Genomic DNA, 18,856 nt, shown 5'->3' on the forward strand with positions numbered 1-18,856 from the left:
TACTATTATAGCGGATTTTCCGTCCAAAATCAAGACGCTATTCCCTTTTGCAGAAAAAAGAATTTTTCGCCTTCCCTTTCCGGGGATTCCGTGGTATCCTTACAGCAAAAAAAGAGCCTGGAGGTTCCTATGAATCACACGTTTTCTGCTCCCGTTACCGCTGCACAGCGTCAGCGGGACACTCTGCTGGGCGCGCTGGTGGGGCTGGCGCGCTCCACGGTCAATGAATCCAAAACGGAGGACACTGACCGCATACTGGCTGCCGGTCTGCGGCTGGCGGCTGACCCCAAGGCCGCCGAGAGCGCGCTGCTCCGGCTGACTGACATCGTTGAAGCCGAGAAGCACCGGGTGGCTCCCAACTGCGCTGCCTGTGCCATGCCCTGCGGAAACACCAGCAATTATGACCTTGCCCGTTTGTGGGGCGCACCCGCAGAAATTTGTGCCCTGAAAGTTCGACTGCTTTCTGCGGTCTGCGTCCTTGCCGGACAAAAAACGACGGCACAAATCCAGAAGGAGATCTGCGATGATCTATTTGTGCTGGCAGAGGACTGGGATGCTGAACTGCTGCTGTCCATCGTCACACGGGCCGAGGGACTGTGCACCCAGTAACTTTTCCAGAAACAAAAAAGCATTTCCTGCCTGAAAACGAACCTTTTTTCACAAAACCTCTTTACAAATGCGCCGCAAAAAACTATTATATAGTTATATGCTGCTGTTTGATGCAAAGTTTTTCTACCGGTGCATTCCGGTATTATTCCCACACGCAAAACTATATGAGAAAGAAGGTAGAATCCATGTCAGTGAAAAAGCCTGTCGTTCCTGCCGCTGCAGAAGCTCCCGCAGCCGAGGCAAAGCCCGCACGCAAGACCGCAAAGTCCGCTGTCAAAACGGAGAAAGCCCCCAAAACGGAAAAGACCGCCCACAAGGGCCGTCCCCCGCTTTCCCCTGAGATCTACGTTGAATTTGCCGGCAAGCAGTATAACATCACCGATCTTGTGGACCGCGCCAAGGCCGATTACCGCCTGACCCACAAGGTGGGCGTGCAGTCCTGCAAGATCTACGTCAAGCCTGAGGAAGAGGCCGCCTACTATGTCGTCAACAAGGTCGGCGGCAAGCTGCCTCTGTAAAGGCTGTGTTTCTGTTTTTCACCGCACAGAAAAAGACCAGAGCTGTTCTGCCAAGTGGCAGTTCAGTTCTGGTCTTTTGTTTTACAATGTTACAAACCCATACGCTCTTCCCTGACGCGGAACGCGGGGTCTTACTTCAGGAACTTATGCACGGCGCGGGCCACGATGCCGCCCAGGATGCCGGAGACGAGGAACTCAGCCACGCCCTGGACACCAACCAGCAGCACAACGAACATCAGGGGGTTGGCAGCGCCCTTAACGGACACCAGGTTCTGGACATAGTCGCAGTTGTAGAACGCCAGCACGATATAGCCCATGAAGAACAGAGTGTTCAGGGCCGGAGCGCACATGGCGCTGACGATATAGCTCCAGGTGCGGCTCTTATCCAGCTTGCTCAGGCCGTTGAAGATCAGGCCCACACACACGCCCATCAGCACACGCATGCCCACGCAGAGGATAAAGGTGTTGACAGGGCTGACCTGGAACAGAGCGCCGGTCATAGCGGAAGCACCGGTAATGGCATCATAGAAGCTCACCGCGCCGAACACGCCGCCCAGCACAGCACCGGCCACAGGGCCCATGGTGATGGCACCCACCGCAATGGGCAGGGTCAGGAAGCTCATGTAAAGCGGGCCCATGGGCACACTGCCCAGGCCGATGGCCTTCATTACAAGCTCGATGGCGACCAGCAGTGCCAGTCGGGTGAGAGTGCGAAGATCGTTGTTTTTCATAATTCAGTTTTCCTCCTGCTGCCGTTCCGCCCTATACGTCGGATACGGCGCAAATCTGGTTTTTTCTGTCAGGGAATCTATAAATAAGCGGGCAAGCCCACCTTATTTATCACAGGGAAATTTGATGTCGGCGCTCCGCCGGGCCACGGTCAGCACACGGCTGACGGCCACGGAGGTATCCAGCATCCGGCTGCACAGCTCCTGGTCACCGCCCTCGATGGCCCTGGCAAAGGCGTGGAACTCCGCCGCCTGCCGGGGTCTGCCGCCGTTCAGGTTGAAGTGCTCTTCCTTGCCCTGATTGGGGTGGAAGGTCACGCCACCGCACCAGTTGGCCGTGGATTTCTGCAGGATATAGCCCTTTGTGCCCTGGATGACATACCGGGCAGGCGCACCGCAGTCCTTGGCGGCCATGCTGACTGCCTTGAAGCTGTTGTACTCCATGGTCAGGATACCACTGGTGTCGATGCCGCGCTCCATGTTGGCCAGGTAGTGCACCTGGTTCGGCTCACCGAACAGGCCCACGATATAGCTGATGTTGTAGACGTTCAGATCCATCAGGGCACCGCCCGCACACTCCGGGTCAAAGGAGACCGGCGTTTCCCCGGCACAGAAGGCATCGTAGCGGCTGGAATACTGGCTGAAATTGCACTGCACCAGCTTCACCCTGCCAATGCGGGGCAGCAGCTCCCGGATCTTGTTGTAGTTTTCGAGGTACTGGGTGGTCATGGCCTCAAACAGGAACACCTTTTTGCGGCGGGCCAACGCCGCCAGCTCCTCGGTCTGGGCAGCGGTGCAGGCCATGGGCTTTTCCACAATGACATGCTTCCCCGCTTCCAGCGCCACCTTGGCATAGCGGTAATGCTGCAGGTTGGGCACGGCCAGATAGATCACGTCCACCCACTGCAATAATTCAAAATAGTTCGTGGTGTGCTGGGGAATGCCGTACTGTTCGCACATCTCGTCGGCCACCGGCGCACTGCGCTGGGTGCTGCAGAGCGCCTGCACCGTAAAGGGGCAGTCCGGCCCTGCCAGCCAGGGCAGAAACTCCCGCACGATCATCCCCGTGCCCAGGATCCCTAGTTTCATTGTTCTCTCCATCCTGTTTCGTCGTCAGCCGTTTTTGTTCTTCTCCTCGCGGCGTTCCCGGCGCTGGGAGCGGGGACGGCGGCCCCGGCGGAAATTGTTGTTCGGGTTCCGCCGCCTGCCCCCGGCGGCATAGTGCGGCTGAGGTGCGTTCATCTGGTACAGCAGTGCCAGCCCCTTCAGCAGCAGCTCCGGGTCGTAGGTCAGCGGATGGCGGCAGAGCGGCGTGACATACTTTGCCAGCCCGCCCGTGACCACCAGGGTGGCCGGACGGCCCAGCTCTTCCTCAATGCGCTGGGTGATGCCGTCCAGCAGGACTGCCGTGCCCAGCACAGAGCCCGAAAGCATACAGCTCTCAGTGTTCACACCAATGGCTGCTTTGGGGGAGCTCAGCCGCACCTGCGGCAGCTGGGCACAGCGCTCCCCCAGAGCCCGCAGGCCGGTGGAAAGCCCCGGGCAGATCACACCACCCCGGAATACCCGGTTCTCATCCACAACATTAAATGTAGTGGCAGTGCCCAGATCCACAGTGATGACCGGCAGCGGGAAGTTCGCCGCGGCGTAAGCGGCATCCACCAGCCGGTCCTTGCCCACGGCATGGGGGTCAGGCACCCCCATGGTCAGGCCTGTGCGGATCTCCGGCGAAACGATGACCGGCTTTTTGCCGGTGTAATAGCGGGCGCACTCAGCCAGTGCCCCGGTGATCTGGGGCACTACGCTGGTCAGCACCGCGCCCTCGAACCGGATGGGCTTTTCCGGGTGGCGGCGGTGAGCAAACACCTTTTCCATTTCAATGCGGTATTCCGCGGCGGTACGGGTGCGCACCGTATCCATGTGGGCCACAAAGCATACACGTCCGTCCTTGATGCCGCCCAGGGCGACGGTGGTGTTGCCTATATCAATGGCTAAGATCATATTTTACCTTTCCTGCAAAACCTCTCAGGCGCTTTGCTCCGGCTCCCCTGCCAGAGGAGCCGGTTGGCCTGCCTCTCCCGGCAGGAGAGGCGGCAAAGACGCAGACCTTGACGGAGAGGTTTTATTCTAAGTCAAGCTATTTTACCGCATTTTTGCGCTGGATACAAGACCCAACCGAAAGATTTTGTTGTGCTGGCGGTGATTTTGGATTATACTAAAGAGGCAAACCCGCAAAACAGGAGGTTTTTTGGATGGATCTGCAGGGCAAATGCGTCCTTTTGGGCGTTACCGGCGGTATTGCCGCCTATAAAATGGCAAATGTGGCCAGCGCACTCAAAAAGCTGGGGGCGGACGTGGAGGTCATTATGACTGAGAACGCCACCCATTTCATCACCCCTCTCGTCTTTGAAACGCTGACCGGCCACAAGTGCATGGTGGACACCTTCGACCGCGATTTCAAGTTCGAGGTCACCCACATCTCGCTGGCCAAAAAGGCAGATGTCGTTCTGGTGGCACCGGCCACGGCCAACGTCATTGCCAAAATGGCCCACGGCATTGCCGATGATATGCTCACCACCGTGGTGCTTGCGGCCAAGTGCCCCAAGTTGGTCAGCCCAGCCATGAACACCGGGATGCTGGAAAACCCCATCACGCAGGACAACCTCAGAACGCTGGAGCACTACGGCTTCACGGTCATCCCCTCTGAGAGCGGGGTGCTGGCCTGCAAGGATGTGGGCAGCGGCCGCCTGCCCAAGGAGGATGTGCTCATCGAGTACATCCTGCACACCATCGCCCGGCCCAAGGATCTGGCCGGTGTCCGCATCGCTGTGACCGCCGGGCCCACGCAGGAGCCGCTGGACCCCGTGCGCTACCTGACCAACCACTCCACCGGCAAGATGGGCTATGCCATCGCCCGGGCCGCCGCCATGCGGGGAGCAGAGGTCACCCTCATCCACGGCCACACCGACCTGCCGCCGGTCCGCTTCACCACCGATGTTCCCATTACCACGGCGCAGGATATGTACGATGCCGTGACCAGCCGCTTTGAGGAGATGGACGTGCTGGTGATGGCTGCCGCCGTGGCAGACTACCGCCCCGTGACGGTGGCAAGTGACAAGATCAAGAAAAAGGACGGCGACCTCTCCATCCCTGTGGAGCGCACCGCCGACATTCTGGGTACCATCGGCCCGAAAAAGACCCACCAGTTCCTCTGCGGTTTTTCCATGGAGACCCGGGATATGGTGGAAAACTCCACGGCCAAGCTGACCCGGAAGAATCTGGACATGGTGGTGGCCAACAACCTGAAGGTCGCCGGGGCCGGTTTTGGGGTGGACACCAACGTGGTCACCTTCATCACCCCCGACGGCACCCGGGAGCTGCCCCTGATGAGCAAGGCCGATGTGGCCGATGCCATTCTGGATGAGATTTTGAAGCGCAGAGGTTTATAAAAACTTTTATCCCTCTCCGTCAACCCGGCGGAGAGGGTTGTTTTTGTAAGAAAAAACGTTCACTTTACCCTGCTTTTACAAAAACATTTTTCAAAATCCGGGCAAATCACTTTCCAAAAGTGCAATTTTGATGTATTCTATTCCTATCCGCTGTTCAGGACCACTGTCCGCGGAGGAACCACAAACGAAAGAGGGGTGCGCACAGATATGCTGAAATATCTGGCAAAACGCATCGGGCGTTCCATCCTGACGCTGTTCGTCATTGTAACGCTCGTGTTCTGCCTGCTGCGGCTGATGCCGGTGGAAGGCTACTTTGCAAACTACGAAAAAATGACCGAGGCCCAGATCCAGGCGGGCCTGCAGTCCATGGGCCTGCTGGACCCGCTGCCGGTGCAGATCGGCCGCTTCTGGTGGAATGCCCTCCACGGCGACCTGGGCGTGAGCCATATTTATAAGGTAAACGCCTCGGTCACCGGCATCCTGGCCAAAAAGCTGCCCATCTCCATCCAGATGGGCGTGTTTGCCATGCTGCTGAGCCTGGTCATCGGCATTCCCATGGGCCTGCTGATGGGCCGGTTCAAGAACCGCTGGCCGGATAAGATCGGCACCGCCATCATCGTGCTCATTCAGGCCGTGCCTGCCGCCGTGTATTACCTTTATATTCAGATGTACGGCACCACCGCCCTGGGCGTGGGCCTGCTGTTTGATGCCTCCGACTGGCGGTACTGGGTGCTGCCGGTCTGCTCCATGAGCCTGGGCAACGTGGCATTCTACGCCATGTGGCTGCGCCGCTACATGGTGGACGAGAGCAACAAGGATTACGTCCGGCTGGCACTGGCCAAGGGCGTGAGCGAGAGCAACATCGCCCTTCGCCACATCTTCCGCAACGCCATGGTGCCGCTGGTGCAGTATATTCCCTCTGCCTTCCTGAACACTGTGGTCGGCTCCATCTACATCGAGAGCCTGTATTCCATCCCCGGCATGGGCGGCCTGCTGGTCACCTGCGTACAGCGCCACGACAACACCATGGTGCAGGGCATCGTGCTGCTGTACGCCTGCGTGGGCATCATCGGCCTGATCCTGGGCGATCTGCTCATGGTGCTCATCGATCCCCGCATCAGCTTTGGCAAGAAAGAAGGTGGCCGATAATGTTGTTCCACATGAAAGATCACAAGGCAGCTGTTCTGGAAAACGACCTGAACAAGCTGCAGAAGGACGGCCCCGCCGCTTGGGCCGACCTGCCCGAGGACGAGCTGTTCACCCCCGCCGGGTTCAGCGAGGAGCGTGCCGAGGCCACCTCCTACTCCAATTACAGCTATTGGGGCAGCACCTTCCGTGCTTTCTTCAAGAATAAGATCGCCGTGGCCCTGCTCATTGCACTGGTGTTCGTGGTGGGCTTTGCCTTTTTGCAGCCCTATCTGCCCGGTCAGGCAGATCCCAATCTCTGCCAGGTAGACTCTACCACCGGCATCCAGTTCCGCAATATCGCCCCCGGGGAAGAGGGCTTTATCTGGGGCTCCAACGCCATCGGCCAGGACCTGTGGGCCCGCATCTGGGCCGGTGCACGCACCAGTCTGACCATCGCTTTCTTCGTGGCCCTCATCGAGGCCGTGGTGGGCATCACGGTGGGCGTGCTCTGGGGCTATGTCCGCCAGCTCGATTTCTTCTTCACCGAGCTGTACAACATCTGCGATAACATCCCTTCCACCATCATCCTGATCCTGATCTCCTATGTCGCATCCCCCAGCATCCAGACCCTGATCCTGGGCATGTCCATCACGGGCTGGATCGCCATGGCGCGCTTTATCCGCAACCAGATCCTGATCATCCGCGACCGTGATTACAACGTGGCTTCCCGCTGCATCGGCACCCCCATCCGCCGCATCGTGCTGCGCAACCTGCTGCCCTATCTGGTATCGGTCATCATGCTGCGCATGGCCCTGACCATCCCCGCCGCCATCGGCAGCGAGGTGTTCATCACCTATATCGGCCTGGGCCTTTCTGTGGAAACGCCCTCTCTGGGCAACCTGATCAACGACGGCCGCAAGGTGATGATGCAGGCGGGCCTGCGGTACCAGCTGCTCTACCCCACCATCATCCTGAGCTTTGTCACCATTGCGTTCTACCTCATCGGCAACGCCTTCTCGGACGCTGCTGACCCGAAGAACCACCTGCAGTAAGGAGGGACAGAAGATGGAAAAAAATCAGCTCATCCTTTCTGTAAAGGACCTCAACATCAAATTCAACCTGCGCGGCAAGGTGCTGCATGCCATCCGCGGCATCGACCTGGACATCTACCACGGCGAAGTCCTTGCCATCGTGGGCGAATCCGGCTCCGGCAAGAGCGTGTTCACCAAGAGCTTCATGGGCCTGCTGGATGCCAACGGCTCCATCACCTCGGGCACCATTGATTATTACGGCGCCGATGACGGCAAGCCCATCCGCCTTTCCGACCTGAAAAAGGAGAAGGACTGGCTGAAGGTCCGGGGCCATGAGATCGCCATGATCATGCAGGACCCCATGACCAGCCTGAACCCCCTGAAGACCATCGGCGACCAGATCATGGAAGCCGTGGAGCTGCACCAGCATCTCAAGGGCAAGGCCGCCCGGGAAAAAACCCTTGAATACCTGCGGGACGTGGGCATTGCTGACCCCGAGGTGCGCTTTGCGCAGTATCCCCACGAGTTTTCGGGCGGTATGCGCCAGCGCGTCGTCATTGCCATTGCGGTGGCCTGCAACCCGCAGATCCTGATCTGCGACGAGCCCACCACCGCACTGGATGTGACCATTCAGGCCCAGATCCTGCAGCTGCTCAAGGAGATGCAGGTCAAGTACAACCTGACCATCGTCCTCATCACCCACGATCTGGGTGTGGTGGCCAACATCGCCGACCGGGTGGCCGTCATGTACGCAGGTGACATCGTGGAGATCGGCACCTCCGATGAGATCTACTACGACCCCCGCCACCCCTACACCTGGGCGCTGCTGTCCAGTATGCCCCAGATGGGCATCAAGGGCGAGGATCTGTTCAACATTCAGGGTACACCCCCGAACCTGTTCACCGAGATCCACGGCGATGCCTTTGCGCCCCGCAACCCCCAGGCGCTGAAGATCGACTTTGTCAAGCGCCCGCCCTACTTTGCGGTCAGCCCCACCCACAAGGCCAAGACCTGGCTGCTGGACCCCCGGGCCCCCAAGGTGGAGCCGCCTGCCGCCGTCAAACTGTTGAAAGAGGAGGGGATGCAGGATGCCTGAAAATCGTGACGTTCGCGTTTGCGAAGCAGCGAACACCCCAGTGGAGTGTTCGAGCGAAAAAACGGTCTTGCGCCAGCAAGATGGAGAGGCTTCGCCCCGGCAGGTCCTGCTTGAGGTCAAGGACCTCGAGGTGACCTACGGCTCCGGCCGCAAGGCCTTCAAAGCCGTGAACCGTGCCAACTTTGAAATTTACAAGGGTGAGACCTTTGGTCTGGTGGGCGAATCCGGCTCCGGCAAGACCACCATCGGCCGCGCCATCATGCGCATCCTGCCCACCTCGGGCGGCGAGATCCTGTACAAGGGCCAGAAGATCAACGGCAAGATCTCCCGCCAGCTGGACCAGCAGGTCATCAAGGAGATCCAGATGATCTTCCAGGACCCGCAGTCCTCCCTGAACGAGCGTGCCAAGGTCAGCTACATCGTGGGCGAGGGCCTGCAGAATGTCCGGCCCGACCTGACCGCCGCCCAGCGGGAGGAGAAGGTCCGGCAGGCACTGCTGGATGTGGGCCTGCTGCCTGAATTCGCTTCCCGTTTCCCGCATGAGTTCTCCGGCGGCCAGCGCCAGCGCATCGGCATTGCCCGTGCCCTGATCGTGGAGCCTGAGTTCATCATTGCCGACGAGCCCATCTCGGCTCTGGATATGTCCATCCGCGCCCAGGTGCTCAACCTGCTGCGCCATCTGCAGAAGGAGCGCGGCATCACCTACCTGTTCATCGCCCACGACCTCTCGGTCATGCGGTACATTTCGGACCGCATCGCCGTCATCCACAAGGGCGATATCGTGGAGCTGGCCGATGCGGAGGAGCTGGTGACCCATGCCATCCACCCCTACACCCGCAGCCTGCTTTCCGCCATCCCCATGCCCAACCCCAGGCTGGAGCGGAAGAAAAAGCTGCTGGTCTACGACCCCGCCATGCACGATTACACGCAGGAGGCCCCCCAGTGGCGGGAGCTGCGCCCCAGCCACTGGGTGCTCTGTAGCGAGCAGGAGGCCAAAGACTGGCTGTCTGAAATGTAAACTTTCTCTTGCGTTTTTTGACAAAGTTCGCCCTTTGTTTCTTGACATTTCCACCCTGCTCTACTACAATAGCTCTTGTACGTATTGTGTTGTTTTTAACAAACGGACGAAATTTAAGACCCCATTGAATCTGGCTGCCCCGGCTGCGGGTGCAGTGACTGCTCAAAGGACAAAGGACAATTTATGACAACATCCAACACCCCGATCTATGCTTCCCAGGCACGTCCCTGGCTGAAATTCTACGATCAGAAGTACATTGACCAGACCATGCCCGCCTGCACGGCGTTTGAGCTCGTCTGCCGGCAGAACAAGAACCGGCTGGGCGAGACTGCACTGGAATACTATGGCCGCAAGTTCACCTACGCTGATTTTATCGTCAACGTCAAAAAGACAGCTGCCGCCCTGCGGGCCGCGGGCCTGAAAAAGGGCGATATCGCCACTGTGGTCAGCGTGATGACCCCGGAGATCATCTTTGCGTTCTATGCCGCCGACATGATCGGCGCGACTCTGAACCTGGTGGATCCCCGTTACAGTGTGGAGGGCATCCGCGAGTACATTGAAGAGGTAGATTCCCACCTGCTGATCTGCCTGAATGTGGTGTATGAGCGCTGCCATCAGGCTGCCAAGCGCACCCATGTGGAGCATGTGGTGGTGCTCTCCCCGGCCGACTCCCTGCCGCTGCCTCTGGCGCTGGGCTACAAGGTCAAGAATCTCGACAAGAACAAGTACCATTCCAACGTCGTCCACTGGAAGCAGTTCCTTGCTGCCGGGAAGGACGAGAGCATTGCCGCGGAGCCCTATGACCCGGAGCACGCCTGCGTGGTGGTGCACACCGGCGGCACCACTGGCTCTCCCAAGGGCGTGATGCTGACCGATAACAACTTCAACGGCATTGCCATGCAGTTCTCCGCCTGCGACACGTTGTTTTCCAAGGGTCAGTCCCTGCTGAACATCATGCCCCCCTTCATTGCCTACGGCTTTGCCTGCGGCGTACATCTGCCGCTGACGCTGGGCATCAAGGTGGTCATCATCCCCAACCTCGACTCCAATAAGCTGGGCAGCCTGATCTGGAAGTACAAGCCCGAACACATGTTCGGCGTTCCCTCCCACTACCAGCAGCTGGCTGTTGACCCCAAGCTGCAGAACAAGGATCTTTCCTTCATCCGCAACTATGCCGCGGGCGGCGATGCCATTGCCCGGGGTGCCGAACAGACGGTCAACGACTTCCTGGCCGCCCACAACGTGGAATTCCCCATCGCCAAGGGCTACGGCATGACCGAGGCATCCTCTGCTGCCACCGCTGCTGCTGGTCGGAACAACAAGCCCGGCAGCGTGGGCCTGCCACTGGTCAGCACGCTGGTGTCCGCCTTTGATCCGGGCACCGACACGGAGCTGCCCATCGGTCAGCGGGGTGAGCTGTGCATCTCCGGCCCCGGCGTTATGAAGGGCTACTACAACAAGCCTGCCGAGACCGCCGCCATCCTGCGCACCCATGCAGATGGCCGGGTCTGGGTGCATACCGGTGACATCGGCTATCTGGACGAGGACGGCTTTGTCTATCTGGACAGCCGGATCAAGCGGCTCATCATCCGTCACGATGGCTTCAAGGTGTTCCCCTCCATGATCGAAAATGTGGTCAGCCAGCATCCCGCCGTGCATCAGTGCTCTGTGGTGGGCTGCGCCGACAAGGAGCATGTGCAGGGCCGTCTGCCTTTTGTCTATCTGGTGCTTGACCCTGCGGTTCCCGCCGCCAAGCGCAAGCAGATCATCAAGGAACTGCGCCAGCTCTGCATTGAGGAGCTGCCCGAATATGTCCAGCCTGTGGGGTACAAGATCATCCCCGAAATGCCCCTGACACTGGCCGCTAAATTTGATTATCGCAAGCTGGAAGAAGAGATCACTTCCCGCGATTATTAAGCAGAATAATACACATTGGAAAGGATTCGTGACGATACCATGAAAAAGAAACTGATTGGTCTGGCCCTCTCGGCCGCCATGCTGTTCTCTGTCCTGAGCGTTCCGGCCTTTGCAGCCGCCCCGGAAGAGAGCGCAGACCCCGCTCTGACCACTGAACAGACCGCTGCAGAGGAGGAGAACTGTTTCTTCACTTCCAGCAGCACCGAAGAAGAGAAGGAGCCCAACTCCATCACCTATGTCGCCCTGGGCGACAGCATCTGCGCCGGTATCGGCCTGACTACCGTTCAATATGCACATAACTTGATGGGCGTGGACGTTTCCTTCAACTTCAAGGGTTACCCCGAGGCCTGCTATGTGGGTCAGGTGGGCAAAATCCTGAATCTCGACCGGGATCATGCCATCAACCTTGGCCTGCCCGGCGTGATGAGCAAGGATATGGTGGAGCTGGTCAAGACCGGCACCATGGCCGAGATGAACACCCTCTCCGGCTGCCAGTACAATTACCCCGAGTTTGTAGATTACATCAAAAGTGCCGATGTTATCTCCATCCAGCTGGGCTCCAATGATGCTTTTGTGCCCACCGTGGTCTCTTTTGGTGAGGCCACTAACTGGAAAAGTGAAGACCTGGCTTCCATCGTGCTCAGCGGCAACCTGCGCGGCAGCAGCAAGGAAACCGAGGACGCACTGAACGAGAGCCTGAAAAAGCTCAGCCTGACCCGCAGCGAGAAGGATGCCGTCTGGAACCTGTTCTTCTCCGGCATGAACAAGATCTGCGAGAACGCTTATCCCGAAAGCAGCAGCAACCTGCGCCAGATCGTGGCGACTGTCAAGGAGCTGAACCCTGATGCCCAGATCCTGATCATCGGTGCTACCAACCCCGTGCCCCTGCTGCCCAGCTGGAGCGACTACTTCAGCAAGCTGAACAACTACGAAAAGCAGCTGGCCGATGTTTACGGTGCCACCTACGTTTCCATCCCCTTTGCTCAGACTGAGCTGGATGGCCACCCCACCGTCTCCGGCCACAAGTACATCGCCGACAAGATCGTCAAGGCAATCGAGGCCCAGCAGTAAAATGAAAGAGGAACAATCCTCTCAGTCAAAGCCTGCGGCTTTGCCAGCTCCCCCGAAAGGGGGAGCTTTTTTGATGCCGTAAAGTACAGCACCAAACCTCTCCCCTCGGGAGAGGTGGCATTGCGAAGCAATGACGGAGAGGGTCGTCCCTCTCGATGAAAAAAATATTACTTTTCGTAACTCTGGGGCAGCTCGTTCTTGGGGTCACGGTCCATCAGGGAGCGCACCGCCTCGGCGGCGCTCATTCCCTTGTTCACAACAGCGTTCACGGTCTGGACGATGGGCATTTCCACCTGATACTTGGCGGCAAGTTCCAGCGCGGCAGGCAGGGCGTTCATGCCCTCAACCACCATGCCCACCTCCTTCACGGCCTGCTCCGGGGTCTCACCCTTGCCGATGAGGATGCCGGCCCGGTTGTTGCGGCTGTGCATACTGGTGGCGGTCACGATCAGGTCACCGATGCCGGCCAGACCGGCAAAGGTGTGGACATTGCAGCCCATGGCCACGCCCAGCCGGGCAAGCTCGGCAATGCCGCGGGTGATGAGGGCGGCACGGGCGTTGTCGCCATAGCCCAGGCCGGTGGAGATGCCCACGCCCAGCGCAATGACGTTCTTCATGGCACCGCTGAGTTCCACGCCCTTGATGTCCTCATTGGTATACACACGCATGACGTTGTTGGTGAACACCGTCTGCACGAATCTGGCCGCTGCCATATCCTTGCTGGCCGAAACGATGGTGGTGGGCAGGTCGATTGCCACCTCCTCGGCGTGGGTGGGGCCGCTCAGGGCCACCAGACGCACCCCCTTGGGGCCGCCCTCTTTGCCCAGCTCATCGGCCAGGATCTCCGTCATGGTGAACAGGGTATCCTTTTCAATGCCCTTGGCAACGTCCACAATGATCTGACCGTCCGGCACAAAGGGCCGGGCCTTGGCTGCGGTGGAGCGCACGAACACCGACGGCACCGCGAACAGCAGGATCTCCTTGTCCGTGCACACCTCTTCCACGCTCTTGGTGAACTTCATCTCTGCCGGAATGGTCATGCCGGGCAGATTGGGGTGGACCCGGGTGGTGGAAAGGTTGTCGATCTCCTGTTCCAGCGCCGACCACACGGTCACGTCATTGCCGCTCACCGTCAGCATCCGCGCCAGAGCCATGCCCCAGGTGCCTGCACCCAGAATACCAATTTTATGCTTCATTGTGTTTTGTCCTCCGTATGCGCCGGGCTGCTTGTGTGCCCGGCCTGTTCCCCGCGCTTCCTGCACGGGGCCTGTCTGATTCCATTTTACACGAAACATCGTACCGCGTCAACTCCTTGCCAGTCTGCACAAAGTTAACCTGTGTTTTCTTTTGTTTTTGGCCAGAGTGAAAGATTTTCGCCAATGGATTGCACTTGTCTCCATTTCATGCTATAGTATTTTGGTAGGAATTGTAGGATATGCTCTTGACCTGAACCATAGTTTAAGGTGTATCCTAAAGATATTCCACCGTTTTTTATCAATAAGGAAGAAAAATATGTTTGAAGCACTTCTTACCAACCGCACGGTCAGCGTGCTGTGGGAGGCCCTGCCCCGCATCCTGACGGCAGGCCTGACCATGACCATTCCCCTGACCCTGATCTCCTTCAGCCTTGCCATGGTCATTGCAGTGGCTGTTGCGCTGGTGCAGTACGCCAATGTTCCGGTGCTGCGCCAGATCGCCCGGTTCTACATCTGGGTCATCCGGGGCACGCCGCTGCTGGTGCAGCTGTTCATCATCTTCTACGGCCTGCCCAGCCTGGGCATCATGCTGGATGCTTTTCCGGCAGCCGTCATCGCCTTTGCTTTCAACGAGGGTGCCTACTGCGCCGAGACCATGCGCGGCGCGCTGGAAAGCGTGCCCCAGGGCCAGCTGGAGGCCGGTTCCTGCGTGGGCATGACCTGGTGGCAGATCATGCGCCGCATCGTTCTGCCGCAGGCCCTGCGCACCGCCGTGCCCTCCCTGTCCAACTCCCTCATCAGCATGATCAAGGACACCTCTCTGGCCTCCAACATCACGGTGGCAGAGTTGTTCATGGCAGGCCAGCGTGTGGCAGCCCGCACCTACATTTTCCTGCCCATCTACTGCGAGGTGGCTGTGGTCTACCTGCTGTTCTGCACCATCATCACCAAGCTGCAGGCACTGGTGGAGCGGCAGCTGAACGCACACGGCTTCCAGTGAGAAAGGGGTGGACGGTATGGCCATGTTAGAGATCAAAGACATCCACAAAACATTTTACACCTATGATGATAAGCCCCGCTTCCACATCGGGCCTTTCCCGCGCGGCAATGCCCGCCGGGTGCGCAGCGCACTGCACGTCCTGAACGGCGTGGACCTGAGTGTGGAAAAGGGAGATGTTGTTGCCATTCTGGGCCCTTCCGGCTCCGGCAAGACCACCCTGCTGCGCTGCCTGAACTTTCTGGAGACCGCTGACAGCGGCACTCTGGTGTTCGACGGCGAATCCTTCGATCTTGGCAGGATCTCCCGGGCCGACATTGCCCGCCTGCGCAAAAAAACGGCCTTTGTATTCCAGAACTACAACCTGTTCCGGAACAAGACCGCCCTGCAGAATGTGACCGAGGGCCTGATCGTTGCCCGCAGGATGCCCAAAGAGCAGGCGGATGAGATCGGCAGACGGATGCTGGAAAAGGTCGGTCTGGCCGACCGGGCCGACTACTATCCCCGCCAGCTTTCCGGCGGACAGCAGCAGCGCGTTGCCATTGCCCGCGCCCTTGCCACCGACCCGGAGATCATTTACTTTGACGAACCCACCAGTGCCCTTGACCCAGAGTTGACCGGTGAGGTGCTCTCGGTCATGCGAAATCTGGCCGAGGAGGGCATGACCATGCTGGTGGTCACCCACGAGATGGGCTTTGCCCGCAACGTCTCCTCCAAGACGGTATTCATGGAGAACGGCGTGGTGGTGGAGCAGGCCCCTTCCCACGAATTCTTTGCCCACCCCCGCGAGGAGCGGACCCGGGAGTTCCTGCGGAAGATCGAGCACACAGCATAAGGGATGGCCGACGGGGAGCTTTCCACGCAAATGCTTCGGGCCATTCCATCGCCCGCCCTATTGCCTGCGGCAACAGGGTCCCACCCCAGCGGAACATTTGCTTAGGAAACTCCCCGCCGTCCTCTTGATACAGCTTTTTCTATGAAAGGACTTAACTATGAAGCGCAGAACTTTTATTTCGATGATGAGTGTCATGGCCGCTGCCGGCGTTCTGACCCTGTCCGGCTGCTCCAACAGCAGCACATCCACCGCCGCAAGCTCCGGTGCATCCTCTGCTGCCGGTTCCTCTGCTGACCAGTTGGCTGCCATTCAGGCCAGTGGCAAGCTGATTGTTGCGTTGGAGGGCGCATGGCAGCCCTGGAGCTACCATGACGAGAGCGACACTCTGGTGGGCTATGATGTCGAGGTCTCCCGCGCCATTGCCGAAAAGCTGGGCGTGGAGCCGGAGTATGTGGAGAGCGATTGGGACAGCCTGTTCGCCGGTCTGGACGCTGGACGCTTTGACATGGTCTGCAACGGCGTGGAGGTCACCGACGAGCGCGCCCTGACTTATGATTTCACCACCCCCTACGGTTACATCCACACCGCTCTGGCCGTCCGCAAGGACAACGACGAGATCAAGACCTTCGAGGATCTGAAGGGCAAGACCACTGCCAACAGCCTGGCTTCCACCTACATGGAGCTGGCTGAGAGCTACGGTGCCACCGTGCAGGGCATCGACACCCTGGAGGAAACCATCCAGCTGCTGGCTGCCGGACGCATTGACGCGACCCTGAATGCGGATGTCTCTTTCTACGATTACCTGAACGTCCATCCGGATGCCGACTTCAAGATCGTGGCCCAGACTGAGGATGCCTCCCACGTTGCCATCCCCCTGCGCAAGGGCGACAACAGCGCCACCCTGCTGGAAGCCGTCAACAACGCCATCGATGAGCTGCGCGCCGACGGCACCCTGAAGGAGCTGAGCGAGAAGTACTTCGGTCAGGATATCTCCTCCGAGAATTGATTTTTCCCTGAATACGCCAGGAGGGCGGCTGCTGATGCAGCCGCCCTCCTTTTGTTATGCGTGAAAATAATCATAGATGGTCTGTGCCAGCTGGGGGCCAACGCCGGGGGTATTTTCCAGCTGGTCGGGGGTGGCCTCCCGCACAGCACCCACGCTCTTGAACTGTGTCATCAGGGCCTTGGCCGTTTTGGGGCCCACCCCGGGCACCTCGGTCAGGGTGGAGGAATAGCTCTTCTTCCGCATCTGCTGCTTGCGGTAGGCATTGGCAAAGCGGTGGGTCTCGTCCTGGATGGCCGTGATAAAGGTGAAAGTCCCCCGGTTCATATTGATGGCGATCTCCCGGCCCTCACTGTCCACGATGGCGCGGGTACGGTGATGGTCATCCTTGACCATGCCGTAAAGGGGCACATCGGCCAGCGAAGTTCCTGCCAGTGCCGCCTTGGCCGCGCTGACCTGTCCCCGGCCGCCATCCATCAGCAGCAGGTCCGGCTTCTGCCCGAAATAATTGTCGCTGCCCTGCCCCTGTGCGGCCAGCGCGGCGTATTTCTCATACTCTGCCGCCCGCCGGGAAACCGTCTCGGCCAGCGAAGCATAGTCGTCCGTCCCCAGCACGGTCTTCATCCGGAACTTCCGATATCCGGCTTTGTAGGGCTTGCCATCCCGGAAGGTGACCATGCCGCAGACGCTGGTGCCATCACCCCAGTTGGAGATATCGTAGCTCTCAATGGTGCGCGGCGGCTTGGAAAGCCCCAGCACCTGCGCCATCTCATCCAGCAGCTTCTCCTCACGGGCGTAGCGGCCGCTCTCCCGGGCCAGCCGTTCCACCGCATTGGTGTGGGCCATCTCCACCAGATGGGCCTTATCGCCCCGCTGGGGCACATAGAGCTGTACCTCACTGCCCCGCTTTTCGTTCAGGGCCTGCTGCAGCGCCTCGCTGTCCGGCGGCAGCTCGTCCACGGCAATGATCTTTGGGATCTGCTCATCGTCCAGATAATACCGGGGCAGAAACTCCTCCCGCACGGCGGCAATATCTGCCGTATCGTGGAAAAGGAACTCCCGCTTATCGGTCAGCCGCCCCTCCCGGAAGCGCAGGACTGCCGCGCAGACACTGCTGGGGGTACCGGCCAACGCCACCACATCCATCTCCACCTCCGGGTCCACCACGACCTTCTGGCCCGCTGTCACCTTGGTGATGGCGTTGATCTGGTCCCGGAGGAGGGCCGCTGTCTCAAATTCCAGCCGGTCAGAGGCTTCCAGCATCCGCTCGTTCAGGATCTTGAGAATGTCCTTTTTGCCGTACCGGATCAGATGCACCGCATTTTTCACGGCCTGATTGTAGTTCTCGCAGCTGATCTTGCCGCTGCACACGGCCATGCACTTGCCGATATGGGCATTCAGGCAGGGCCGCCCCTTGCCGATATCCTGGGGGAACCGCTTGCTGCACCGGGGCAGCAAAAAGGCATCCAGCGCGGTCTCGGCCATCTGCCGGGCCGCAAAGGACGAGGTATAGGGGCCGATGTATTCAGCATCGTCCTCCTCCTTTTGCAGCACGAAGGAAAGGCGGGGCCAGGCTTCCCGGGTCACCTTGATATAGCTGTAACCCTTGTCATCCTTCAGCAGGATATTGTACTTGGGGGTGTGCGCCTTGATCTGGCTGGCTTCCAGCACCAGCGCCTCGAACTCGCTCTGGCAGACGATGACATCAAACGCATAGGCGTGAGCGATCATCTGGCTGACCTTGTTGTCGTGGGGCACACCCTCGCGGAAATACTGGCTCACCCGGATGCGCAAACGCTTGGCTTTGCCGATATAAATGATGGTATCGCTTTTGTCCCGGATGATATACACACCGGGCAAAAGCGGCAGCATACAGGCTTTCTGATACAGTTCTGCTTTGGTCATGGCAGCTCCTTGGTAAAACAAAAAGCGGCAGGAAACATCCCGCCGCCTCAAAAATCAAAGGCTCGAATTACTCTGCAAAGCCAGACTCGACCAGCTTGATCAGGCCATCAACAGCAGCCTGCTCGTCTGCGCCGTCAGCGATGATGCGGATGGTGGTGCCGCCCACGATGCCCAGAGACAGAACGCCCAGCAGGCTCTTAGCGTTCACGCGGCGCTCTTCCTTCTCGACCCAGATGGAAGACTTGAACTCGTTAGCCTTCTGGATAAAGAAGGTAGCCGGACGAGCGTGCAGACCAACCTGATTTTCAACGGTAACTTCTTTGACGTACATAGTAAAACGCTCCTATCTATTATC

The 18,856-nt window shown here is 59.0% G+C and carries 18 protein-coding genes; 12 read left to right on the top strand and 6 right to left on the bottom strand.

Annotation, left to right across the window (positions count from 1 at the left end):
• Nucleotides 1-129: 129 nt before the first annotated feature.
• Together GXM22_RS11815 and GXM22_RS11820 are read left to right on the top strand one after the other, a co-directional pair.
• Nucleotides 130-609 carry a hypothetical protein gene (locus tag GXM22_RS11815; protein WP_099357287.1) on the top strand — a complete coding sequence of 160 codons (480 nt, stop codon included), beginning with the start codon at nt 130-132 and terminating at the stop codon, nt 607-609.
• Nucleotides 610-794: 185 nt separating this feature from the next.
• Nucleotides 795-1,127 carry a DUF6465 family protein gene (locus GXM22_RS11820; protein ID WP_035393739.1) on the top strand — a complete coding sequence of 111 codons (333 nt, stop codon included), beginning with the start codon at nt 795-797 and terminating at the stop codon, nt 1,125-1,127.
• A gap of 131 nt (nt 1,128-1,258) precedes the next feature.
• On the opposite strand, the gene GXM22_RS11825 is transcribed toward GXM22_RS11820, so the two are convergent.
• From GXM22_RS11825 to GXM22_RS11835, 3 genes are all read right to left on the bottom strand, one after another.
• Complete coding sequence (locus GXM22_RS11825; protein WP_005931752.1) at nt 1,259-1,858, bottom strand: ECF transporter S component; 600 nt, start codon at nt 1,856-1,858, stop codon at nt 1,259-1,261.
• Nucleotides 1,859-1,960: 102 nt separating this feature from the next.
• On the bottom strand, nt 1,961-2,944 hold the full coding sequence (locus tag GXM22_RS11830) for a Gfo/Idh/MocA family protein (RefSeq protein WP_035393742.1): 984 nt from the start codon (nt 2,942-2,944) through the stop codon (nt 1,961-1,963).
• Nucleotides 2,945-2,968: 24 nt separating this feature from the next.
• Nucleotides 2,969-3,856 carry a type III pantothenate kinase gene (locus GXM22_RS11835; RefSeq protein WP_005931758.1) on the bottom strand — a complete coding sequence of 296 codons (888 nt, stop codon included), beginning with the start codon at nt 3,854-3,856 and terminating at the stop codon, nt 2,969-2,971.
• A 251-nt stretch (nt 3,857-4,107) separates the two neighbouring features.
• On the opposite strand from GXM22_RS11835, the gene coaBC reads away from it, so the two are divergent.
• From coaBC to GXM22_RS11870, 7 genes are all read left to right on the top strand, one after another.
• A complete protein-coding gene (gene coaBC / locus GXM22_RS11840; protein WP_005931764.1) occupies nt 4,108-5,304 on the top strand; it encodes a bifunctional phosphopantothenoylcysteine decarboxylase/phosphopantothenate--cysteine ligase CoaBC in 1,197 nt (398 codons plus the stop codon).
• Nucleotides 5,305-5,511: 207 nt separating this feature from the next.
• Nucleotides 5,512-6,453: an ABC transporter permease gene (locus GXM22_RS11845; RefSeq protein WP_005931767.1), complete on the top strand. Its 942-nt coding sequence runs from the start codon at nt 5,512-5,514 to the stop codon at nt 6,451-6,453.
• A gap of 11 nt (nt 6,454-6,464) precedes the next feature.
• Entirely contained in the window at nt 6,465-7,484 is a 1,020-nt protein-coding gene (locus tag GXM22_RS11850; RefSeq protein WP_366519164.1) for an ABC transporter permease, read from the top strand.
• A 13-nt stretch (nt 7,485-7,497) separates the two neighbouring features.
• Nucleotides 7,498-8,559, top strand: a complete 1,062-nt coding sequence (locus GXM22_RS11855; protein WP_005931771.1) for an ABC transporter ATP-binding protein — start codon at nt 7,498-7,500, stop codon at nt 8,557-8,559.
• Nucleotides 8,552-9,577: an ATP-binding cassette domain-containing protein gene (locus tag GXM22_RS11860; RefSeq protein ID WP_005931774.1), complete on the top strand. Its 1,026-nt coding sequence runs from the start codon at nt 8,552-8,554 to the stop codon at nt 9,575-9,577. The genes GXM22_RS11855 and GXM22_RS11860 overlap by 8 nt, the downstream gene beginning before the upstream one ends.
• 183 nt (nt 9,578-9,760) lie before the next feature.
• Nucleotides 9,761-11,494: a class I adenylate-forming enzyme family protein gene (locus GXM22_RS11865; RefSeq protein ID WP_005931780.1), complete on the top strand. Its 1,734-nt coding sequence runs from the start codon at nt 9,761-9,763 to the stop codon at nt 11,492-11,494.
• Nucleotides 11,495-11,533: 39 nt separating this feature from the next.
• A complete protein-coding gene (locus tag GXM22_RS11870; RefSeq protein WP_005931783.1) occupies nt 11,534-12,565 on the top strand; it encodes an SGNH/GDSL hydrolase family protein in 1,032 nt (343 codons plus the stop codon).
• A gap of 167 nt (nt 12,566-12,732) precedes the next feature.
• Here the strand turns inward: GXM22_RS11870 and GXM22_RS11875 are convergent, their stop codons facing one another.
• A complete protein-coding gene (locus GXM22_RS11875) occupies nt 12,733-13,761 on the bottom strand; it encodes an NAD(P)H-dependent glycerol-3-phosphate dehydrogenase (RefSeq protein ID WP_035393744.1) in 1,029 nt (342 codons plus the stop codon).
• 316 nt (nt 13,762-14,077) lie between these two features.
• Here GXM22_RS11875 and GXM22_RS11880 point away from each other — a divergent pair, with 316 nt between their 5' ends.
• From GXM22_RS11880 to GXM22_RS11890, 3 genes are all read left to right on the top strand, one after another.
• The gene (locus GXM22_RS11880) at nt 14,078-14,761 is read left to right on the top strand and encodes an amino acid ABC transporter permease (RefSeq protein ID WP_005931789.1); all 684 of its coding nucleotides are present in this window, start codon (nt 14,078-14,080) and stop codon (nt 14,759-14,761) included.
• Nucleotides 14,762-14,777: 16 nt separating this feature from the next.
• Nucleotides 14,778-15,593 (top strand): amino acid ABC transporter ATP-binding protein, encoded by an 816-nt coding sequence (locus tag GXM22_RS11885; RefSeq protein ID WP_005931791.1) that lies wholly within the window; start codon nt 14,778-14,780, stop codon nt 15,591-15,593.
• Between the two features lie 157 nt (nt 15,594-15,750).
• A complete protein-coding gene (locus GXM22_RS11890; protein WP_005931794.1) occupies nt 15,751-16,599 on the top strand; it encodes a transporter substrate-binding domain-containing protein in 849 nt (282 codons plus the stop codon).
• A 54-nt stretch (nt 16,600-16,653) separates the two neighbouring features.
• Here the strand turns inward: GXM22_RS11890 and uvrC are convergent, their stop codons facing one another.
• Together uvrC and GXM22_RS11900 are read right to left on the bottom strand one after the other, a co-directional pair.
• The gene (uvrC, locus tag GXM22_RS11895) at nt 16,654-18,501 is read right to left on the bottom strand and encodes an excinuclease ABC subunit UvrC (RefSeq protein ID WP_005931797.1); all 1,848 of its coding nucleotides are present in this window, start codon (nt 18,499-18,501) and stop codon (nt 16,654-16,656) included.
• Nucleotides 18,502-18,568: 67 nt separating this feature from the next.
• Complete coding sequence (locus tag GXM22_RS11900) at nt 18,569-18,832, bottom strand: HPr family phosphocarrier protein (RefSeq protein WP_005920365.1); 264 nt, start codon at nt 18,830-18,832, stop codon at nt 18,569-18,571.
• Nucleotides 18,833-18,856 lie beyond the last annotated feature (24 nt).

Source organism: Faecalibacterium duncaniae (assembly GCF_010509575.1).
In the GTDB taxonomy this organism is placed as follows: Bacteria; Bacillota; Clostridia; order Oscillospirales; family Ruminococcaceae; genus Faecalibacterium; species Faecalibacterium duncaniae.